We start from the raw sequence: 7,916 nt of genomic DNA, 5'->3' as shown, positions 1-7,916 counted from the left end.
GTCGAGCACGGGCGCCGCCGCCTCGAGGGCGACGTAGCCGCCGACCTCGGCCTCATGGACGGCGTGCCGGGCGGCGGCATCGATGGCTGCCAGGCTCTGCCGGGAACAGGCACCGGAATCCAGGTGCAGGCCCGCGACGGCCGGTCTGGCCGAACGCCACCGTTCGGCCAGGGTGGGCGCTGTCATCGGGTGGACAGCGACAGGCCGAAGTCACCGGCGGGATCGGTCCACCAGTGGGTCCGCTGCAATCCGGCGGCGGCGAGTTCGGCGGCGACGCCGTCGGGCCGGAACTTGCAGGACACCTCGGTGAGCATCTCCTCGCCGTCGGCGAAGTCGACGGTACGGTCCAGCGCTGCGATCCGCACGCGCTGCGGACCCGTTGCGCGCAGCCACATCTCGATGCGCTCCTCGCCGGCGTTCCAGCGCGCCACGTGCGCGAACGCCGACTGGTCGAAGTCGGCGTCCAGTTCCCGGTTGACCACCGCGAGCACGTTGCGGTTGAACCTCGCCGTGACTCCTGCGGTGTCGTCGTACGCACGCACCAGCCGGTCGACATCCTTGACCAGGTCGGTGCCCAGCAGCAGGCTGTCACCCGGCTGCAGGGTGTCGGCGAGCGCGGCGAGGAAATCGGCCCGCGGGCCTGCGGTGAGGTTGCCGATGGTGGAGCCGAGGAACGCCACCAGCCGACGCCCCACCCGCGGGATCTTGCCGAGGTGCTCCTCGAAATCGCCGCACACCGCATCGATCTCGACGCCGGGGTACTCCTGCTCGATCGCCGCACCCGCCGACCGCAGGACGCTCGGGTCGACGTCGAACGGGATGAAGCGGCGCAACGCTCCGCTGTCGCGCATGGCGTCCAACAGCATGCGGGTCTTCTCCGAGGTGCCGCTGCCCAGTTCGACGAGCGTGTCGGCTCCGGACGCCGCGACGATCGCGGCGGCCCGCTCGCGCAGGATCCCCGCCTCGGTGCGGGTTGGGTAGTACTCCGGCAGCCGGGTGATCTCGTCGAACAGCTCACTGCCGACGGAGTCGTAGAACCACTTGGGCGGCAACGACTTCGGTGTCGCAGAAAGCCCGGCGAGCACGTCGCGGCGCAGTGCGGTTGCGGCCGAGTCGGCGGCGAGGTAGGTCGCCAGCGTGAAGGTCATGCCGTTCCTTTCAGCGCGGTCACCTCTACGTGCGCGCCATCCACCCGGACCAGGTGCCGGTCCGGGATCTCCTGCCACTGCGGGTCGTCGTCGTAGGGCTCGCTGGCCAGCACCACGCCGTCGGCGCGCCGCAGCACCGACAGGGTGTCACCCCAGGTGGTGGCGACGAGCTCGGTTCCGTTGCCTGCCAGGATGTTCAGCCGGGCGGCGGGGTCGTCGGCGCCGACGGCGGCGACGGTCTCACCGAGGTTGTCCATGCCGCGCGCGAAGATCAGCGCCGCCAGCAGTGCGCTGTCGACCGTGGACTCGGCCCGCTCCGACAGCGGCAGCACGGCCCGGTCGACCAGGCCGTTGTGCGACAGTAGCCACTGCCCGTCGGTGAACGGCGCCGACGCGGACGGTTCGATCGGCATGCCGATACTGGCGGACCGGACGGCGGCGACCACGCATCGGCTGCGCAGCGCCGGGGCCACCGAGGCGAACGACGCGTCACCCCACAGCGGCGCGGCACTGCGCCAGCGCCTCACGACTCCCTCGTCGTCATGGAAGCCGACGCCCCACCCGTCGGCGTTCATCAGCCCGTGCTTCTGGCGGCGCGGCGCGTAGGACTGCACGAGCAGTCCCGACGGCGGATCACAGACCAGCGACGCCACCGAACGCGGTTCGCCCAGCCAGCCGAGGTGCCGGCACATCAGATGTCCCAGGCCAGCCGCACGCCGGCGAAGATCTGCCGCCGGATCGGGTGGTCCCAGTTGCGGAAGCTCGGCCGCAGGATGTCGGGCGCCACCGCCCACGCACCGCCGCGGAGCACCTTATAGTCGCCAGCCCCAGAGCCTTCGAAGAACGGCGCCGAGTACTGCTCGTAGAGCATCGGCGTAAACCCCGGCCAGGGCCGCAGCGGCGAGGACGTCCACTCCCAGACGTCGCCCAGCATCTGCTCGGCGCCGTAGGCCGACGCGCCCGCGGGGTAGGAGCCCACCGGTGCGGGCCGCAGCGCGTCCCCGCCCAGGTTGGCCAGGAACGGTGTGGGTTCCGATGCGCCCCACGGGAAGCGGCGGCGGCTGCCGGTGGCGGGATCCCACGCGCAGGCCTTCTCCCATTCGATCTCGGTGGGCAACCGGGCACCCGCCCACGCCGCGTAGGCCTGCGCCTCGAAGTAGGTGACGTGCTGCACCGGTTCGTCGTCGGGGATGTGCTCCACGTGGCCGAACCGGGTGCGGGTGCCGTCGGCGTTCCAGAACTGCGGGGCGACGAGGCCGGCGTCCTGCCGGTGCGCCCAGCCGCGGTCCGACCACCACTGGCGGGTGTCATATCCGCCGTCGGCGATGAACTCGCGCCATTCGCCGTTGGTGACCGGCACCCGCCCGATCCGGAACGCCGGCACGTCCACCTCGTGGGCGCCGCGTTCGTTGTCGAGCGACAGGGGTTCGGTGACGGCGTCGACGCCGAGCACGAAGGTGCCGCCGGGCACCTCGACCGACGTACCTGCGATGCCGGACCGGCCGGTGGGCAGCGCGGCGCCCGGTTCGAGCAGCGGCGGCCCGGACCGCAGGTTGAGCGCCTGCAGCATCGTCTCGTTGTGCTGATTCTCGTGGCTGACCACCAGGCCGAACGCGAACGCAGGGTCGGCGCCGTCACCCGCATCGGCGGGCAGCCGGTCGAGTGCGTCGAGTGACTTGTCGCGCACGGTCGCGCAGAAGGAGCGGGCGTCCGCCGGCGGCAGCAGCGGCAGCTCGACGCGTGCGGCCCGCGGCTGCAGGAAGGCATCGTAGAGCCGTTCGACGTCCGGTGCGAGCATGCCGGGCCGGTCAGGGTTCGCGTCTCGCAGCAGCCACAGTTCCTCCTGCCAGCCGATGTGCGCGAGGTCCCAGAGCAGCGGGCTCATCAACGGGTCGTACTGCCTGCGCAGTTCGGCGTCGTCGAGTTCGACCAGCCGCAGCGTGCGCTCCCGCGCCCGGGCCATCCCGTCCGCCAGCGCCTGTCGTGAGGTCAAGACTCACCTTTCACGAGTCGGTGCACCGCGGGTCCAACGCCCCACTCCACCACCCGGTCGGAGAAGTCGTCGGCCGGACTGCGGCCCTCTTCGACCGAACGCAGCAGCAGCGCCATCGATTCCGCCAGCTCGTCGGGCGTGCGTTCGGCGACGATCTCGACGCAGCGCAGCGCGGCGGCGTGCAGCCTGCGGTCCTCGAGACCGACCTGCGCCGCCCGATCCCACGCCGTCGCGACGGGTTCCGTGGCCTCTGCGGCGGCGTCGGCGGCGGCCGGGTCGTCGAGCAGCGTCGTCATCGCGAACACCACCGCGGGCCACAGCGCGTCCGGCACGCTGTCCAGGTAGCGGATCTCCAGCCAGCGCCGCGGCCGCACCGGCGGGAACAGTGTGGTCAGGTGGTAGTCGAGATCGGCCTCGGTGGGCCGGCGGCCGCCGAGCACCGCAAGCCCGTCGGCCCAGTCGGCGAACGGCACCCAGTTGGTGACCGGCAGCGCCTGCATGTCGGGCGGGTTGTGCACCAGCATGACCGGGGCCCGCAGCGCGTAGCGCGCCCATTCGCCCGCAGGATCGTCGTCGCCGTCGGCGCTGAGCACGGGCCCGCACCGGGCCGAGTCGAGCCGGCTCCAGACGCGCTGGCGGGCTGACTGCCACCCGGTGAACTCGCCGCCGAGCAGAGGTGAGTTGGCGGTGATGGCGACCATCGTCGGGCCCAGCGCGTGGGCGAGACGGACCCTGTCGGCCCAGCCGGCCCGCGGCCCGGCGTCGAGGTTCACCTGCACCGAGGCTGTGGACGTCATCATCGCCGCACCGGCATCGGCGGTGCCGCTGGCGGCGAAGAACTCCTCCATCGCGCGGTAACGGGCGCCGGGGTTGACCCGCTGCGGCGGCCGCAGTGGGTCGGCGCCGAGCAGCACCAGGGCCAGGCCGGCTTCGGCGAACGCCTCGGTCAGCACCGCGCGGTCGGCCGCCATCGCGGCGATCGCGGGCAGTGGCCCGTCGGTCGGCGGGCCGGAGATCTCGACCGCCCCGCCGGGTTCGACGGTGATCGCGCCACCGCCGGGCAGCACGGGCACCTGCGCGATGACGTCGGTGATCTCGTCCCACCCCGGGCGGCGCATCGGGTCGGCGCGGTCGAAGCAGTGCGCCTCGATCTCGAGCCCGACCTTGCCGACCGGCCCGTCCTGCAGACAGGTGGCGGTGATGTGGCGGGCCGCGTCGGCCGCGGAGGCGAATCCCACGGCGGGTTCGTCCGGGCGCACGGCGGACCTGATGGGCATAGTCATCTCAACCATCCCTTCGGGCCCGGGCTGGACCGCTGGCGGGCGTGCGCGGTGACCGGCTGATCGCCGCTACCCCCTATATCTTCCAGAGAGGACCGACAAAGTCGCGCGAATTCACCGTGACAGCTTGATGACAGGCGCGGCGGACTATTGCCCGAGCGTGTTCTGCATGGCGCCGGCCAGCACGTTGACGGCAGGACCACCGTTGCCGGACTGACAGACTTTCGCCTGGAGCAGAACGTTCTCCCGCTTGCGGGTGGTGGTGAAGCACCGCCGGTCCGTCCCGGCCTCCTGCTTGACCCAGTCGGCGTCGGTCGCGGTGGCGGGGCCGCCGCTGAACGTCCACACCTGGGTGGTCCCGTTGTTCAGGTGCATCGCCGTGGTCTGGCCTGCGCACCCCGCCGTGCGGTCGGTGACGCGGTGGAACGCCCGGTCGGCGGCGTCGGGGTTGGCGTAGACACCGACCGCCTGCTTGACCAGGTGGGTGGCGTCGGTGGCCGACGTCTGGGCGACCGCCCCGTTGAACGAGGCCAGGTCGGGATCGCCGTAGACCTCGGGCAGCCCGACGTCGGCCCAGTTGTTGCACACCGGGTTGTCGACGGAGAAGGTCTGCACCGGATCGGTGAACACCGACTCCCACCGCATCGGACCGCCGACGATGTTGCCCACCGAACCCTTGGCCAGCACCGCGTAGGACACCACGCCGGGATCCGACGGCCGCGCCGCCGCCGGAGGCGCCGACGCGATGAACGCCAGCCCGGCGCCCAGCACGGCCCCGACGATCGCGCGCACGGCTAGACCTTCGCCGACAGCTTGACGTCGATGTTGCCGCGGGTGGCCTTCGAGTACGGGCAGACGCCGTGCGCCTTCTGCATCAGGTCGTCGGCGGCGCTCTGCTCGAGGCCGGGCAGGTAGCCGATCAGATGGGCGGTCAGGCCGAAGCCGCCCTCGGAGTCGGAACCGAAGCCGATCTGCGCGGTGATGCCGCTGGCGTCGTCGATCTGGACCTTCTCGTTCTTCGCCACCAGGCGCAGTGCGCCGAGGAAGCAGGCGGCGTAGCCGGCCGAGAACAGCAGTTCGGGGTTGACGCCCTCGCCGCTGCCGCCCAGTTCCTTCGGCGGGCGGGTGTCCAGGTCGATCTTGCCGTCGGCGGACTTGACGTGACCGTCGCGGCCGCCGCCGCTCGCCGTGGACTCCGCCGTGTACTTGACGTCGATGCTCATGGCTCGATCATGCCAGCCCCGCCGAGCAGGGCAAGGCGCGACGGTCAGCCGCCGTTGCCCTCGAGCTTCGACCGCACGCCCTCCTCGACCTTCTTGCCCAGTTCGGCGTCGACGTTGCGCCAGTACTCGAACACCCGCGACAGCACCGGCTCCCGCACGCCATCGGTCACATGCCCGATGATGTTGTGCGCCAGCCGGTCCCGCTGGTCGTCGTCGAGCACCTCGCGGACCATGGTGCCGGCCTGGCTCCAGTCGTCGTCCTCGGCGCGCAGCGTGTAGGCCGCCCGGACCATGTCGCCGTCGGACATCCAGTGCGCCTCGGTGCCGCGGGCCGGGTCGGCGTGCGCGCCGCCCATCGAGTTCGGCACGTACACCGGGTCACTGGTGAGACGCATCCGCATCGCACCGTCCTTGGAGTAGCTGCGCACCTCGACCTTCGGTTCGTTCACCGGGATCTGCTTGTAGTTCACCCCGAGGCGGTGGCGGTGCGCGTCCGCGTAGGAGAACCCGCGGGCCAGCAGCATCTTGTCCGGGGACAGGCCGGTGCCGGGCACGATGTTGTTCGGCTCGAAGGCCGCCTGCTCGATCTGGGCGTGGTAGTCGGTGACGTTGCGGTTCAGCGTCATCCGGCCGACGTCGATCAGCGGGTAGTCGCTGTGCGGCCACACCTTGGTCAGGTCGAACGGGTTGATGCGATAGGTCTTTGCGTCCTCGAACGGCATGATCTGCATCTTCAGCGTCCAGCTCGGGAAGTCGCCCTCCTCGATCGAGTCGTAGAGGTCGCGCTGGTGGTAGTCGGCGTCCTCGCCTGCGAGCCGGTCGGCGTCCTCCTGGGTCAGGAAGTCGACGCCCTGATCGGTCTTGAAGTGGTACTTCACCCAGAACATCTCGTCGTCGGCGTTGACCCAGCTGTAGGTGTGGCTGGAGTAGCCGTTCATGTGCCGCCACGTCTTGGGGATCCCGCGGTCACCCATCAGCCACGTCACCTGGTGTGCCGACTCGGGCACGAGCGTCCAGAAGTCCCACTGCATGTGGTGGTCGCGCAGGTTGTTGGCCTGCATCCGCTTCTGGCTTCGGATGAAGTTCTGGAACTTCATCGGGTCGCGGACGAAGAACACCGGGGTGTTGTTGCCCACCATGTCGAAGTTGCCCTCGGAGGTGTAGAACTTCAGCGCGAAGCCGCGCGGGTCGCGCCAGGTGTCGGGGCTGCCCCGCTCCCCCGCGACGGTGGAGAACCTCGCGACCATCTCCGTCTTCGCGCCGGGCTGGAAAACCGCCGCCTTGGTGAACCGGCTCACGTCGTTGGTCACCTCGAAGACGCCGAATGCGCCGCCGCCCTTGGCGTGGGGCTGCCGCTCCGGGATGCGCTCCCGGTTGAAGTTCGCCATCTGCTCGATCAGGTAGTGGTCCTGCAGCAGGATCGGGCCGTCGGGTCCGACGGACAGCGAGTACTCGTCACTGGGCACCGGGTTGCCGGCGTCGTTGGTGGTGAAGTTGTTCTCGGTGGCGGTCATCGTGGTCGTTCATCTCCTCGGGGAACAGGCGGCCGTGGGGGCTGGACCGCGGACGCGCGGGCGCGTCACCTTCGGGGTGTACCCGAAACCGTGATCATGGATGCACGAAACGACGAGACGCCCCGGCGCGGGGGCGACGGGGCGTCTCGAAGGGCTGCAGAGAAAACGTCTCAGGCGGACATGTCGGCCGGTCCGGCGTCGCGGCAGTCGGCGCACACGCCCCAGAACACGACCTCGGCACGGTCGACGACGAAGCCGTCGGTGTCGGCGGGCGCGAGGCAGGGCGCCGCGCCGACCACGCACTCCACGTCGGCGATGCGTCCACACGAGCGGCAGACCAGGTGGTGATGGTTGTCGCCGGTGCGGGTCTCGTAGCGGGCCGAGGGGCCGGCCGGCTCGAGCCGGCGCACCAGCCCGGCTTCGGTGCACGCCCGCAGCACGTCGTACACGGCCTGGGTGGACACCGAGCCGAGCCGGCGCCGGACCTCTCCGGCGACCTCGTCGGCGGTCGAGTGCGGTGTGGCGACCAGCGCGTCGAGCACCGCGATCCGCGGGGCCGTGACGCGCATGCCGGCAGCCCGCAGCAGAGCGCGGGAGTCGGCGTCGTGCATCGTGGTCACACCATCGAGTATGCCCTCAATCTGGATCGAGTCAAGATTAGGTGCGTCACGGCCGAGCCGGGGCGGTGGTCGTCGGCGCATCGGGGGCAGCCGGCCGCTGCGGCCCGAAGCCGGGACCGCCGGGACCGAAGGGGCCGC

Annotated in this window: 8 protein-coding genes and 1 pseudogene; all 9 read right to left on the bottom strand. The window is 71.0% G+C overall.

The features are described from left to right. Positions 1–186, bottom strand: a pseudogene (locus Q2100_RS28040) (ergothioneine biosynthesis PLP-dependent enzyme EgtE); the annotation flags it as partial. Beyond that, positions 183–1,148 (bottom strand): L-histidine N(alpha)-methyltransferase, encoded by a 966-nt coding sequence (gene egtD / locus Q2100_RS28035; protein ID WP_302916673.1) that lies wholly within the window; start codon positions 1,146–1,148, stop codon positions 183–185. The pseudogene Q2100_RS28040 and the gene egtD, both read right to left, overlap by 4 nt. After that, positions 1,145–1,840 (bottom strand): ergothioneine biosynthesis protein EgtC, encoded by a 696-nt coding sequence (gene egtC, locus Q2100_RS28030; protein WP_302916672.1) that lies wholly within the window; start codon positions 1,838–1,840, stop codon positions 1,145–1,147. The genes egtD and egtC overlap by 4 nt, the downstream gene beginning before the upstream one ends. Then, positions 1,840–3,111 (bottom strand): ergothioneine biosynthesis protein EgtB, encoded by a 1,272-nt coding sequence (gene egtB / locus Q2100_RS28025; RefSeq protein WP_407667708.1) that lies wholly within the window; start codon positions 3,109–3,111, stop codon positions 1,840–1,842. The genes egtC and egtB overlap by 1 nt, the downstream gene beginning before the upstream one ends. A 26-nt stretch (positions 3,112–3,137) precedes the next feature. Further along, complete coding sequence (egtA, locus tag Q2100_RS28020; RefSeq protein WP_302916670.1) at positions 3,138–4,424, bottom strand: ergothioneine biosynthesis glutamate--cysteine ligase EgtA; 1,287 nt, start codon at positions 4,422–4,424, stop codon at positions 3,138–3,140. 144 nt (positions 4,425–4,568) lie between these two features. Beyond that, positions 4,569–5,213 carry a sensor domain-containing protein gene (locus Q2100_RS28015; RefSeq protein ID WP_302916669.1) on the bottom strand — a complete coding sequence of 215 codons (645 nt, stop codon included), beginning with the start codon at positions 5,211–5,213 and terminating at the stop codon, positions 4,569–4,571. Between the two features lie 2 nt (positions 5,214–5,215). Next, positions 5,216–5,644: an organic hydroperoxide resistance protein gene (locus Q2100_RS28010; RefSeq protein WP_302916668.1), complete on the bottom strand. Its 429-nt coding sequence runs from the start codon at positions 5,642–5,644 to the stop codon at positions 5,216–5,218. Between the two features lie 44 nt (positions 5,645–5,688). Continuing rightward, positions 5,689–7,158, bottom strand: coding sequence for a catalase (locus Q2100_RS28005; RefSeq protein WP_302916667.1), 1,470 nt, complete (start codon positions 7,156–7,158; stop codon positions 5,689–5,691). 170 nt (positions 7,159–7,328) lie between these two features. After that, entirely contained in the window at positions 7,329–7,769 is a 441-nt protein-coding gene (locus tag Q2100_RS28000) for a Fur family transcriptional regulator (RefSeq protein WP_302916674.1), read from the bottom strand. Positions 7,770–7,916: the final 147 nt, after the last annotated feature.

The organism is Mycolicibacterium arseniciresistens (assembly GCF_030519285.1).
In the GTDB taxonomy this organism is placed as follows: Bacteria; Actinomycetota; Actinomycetes; order Mycobacteriales; family Mycobacteriaceae; genus Mycobacterium; species Mycobacterium arseniciresistens.
This window is presented reverse-complemented; position numbering and strand designations above follow the sequence as displayed.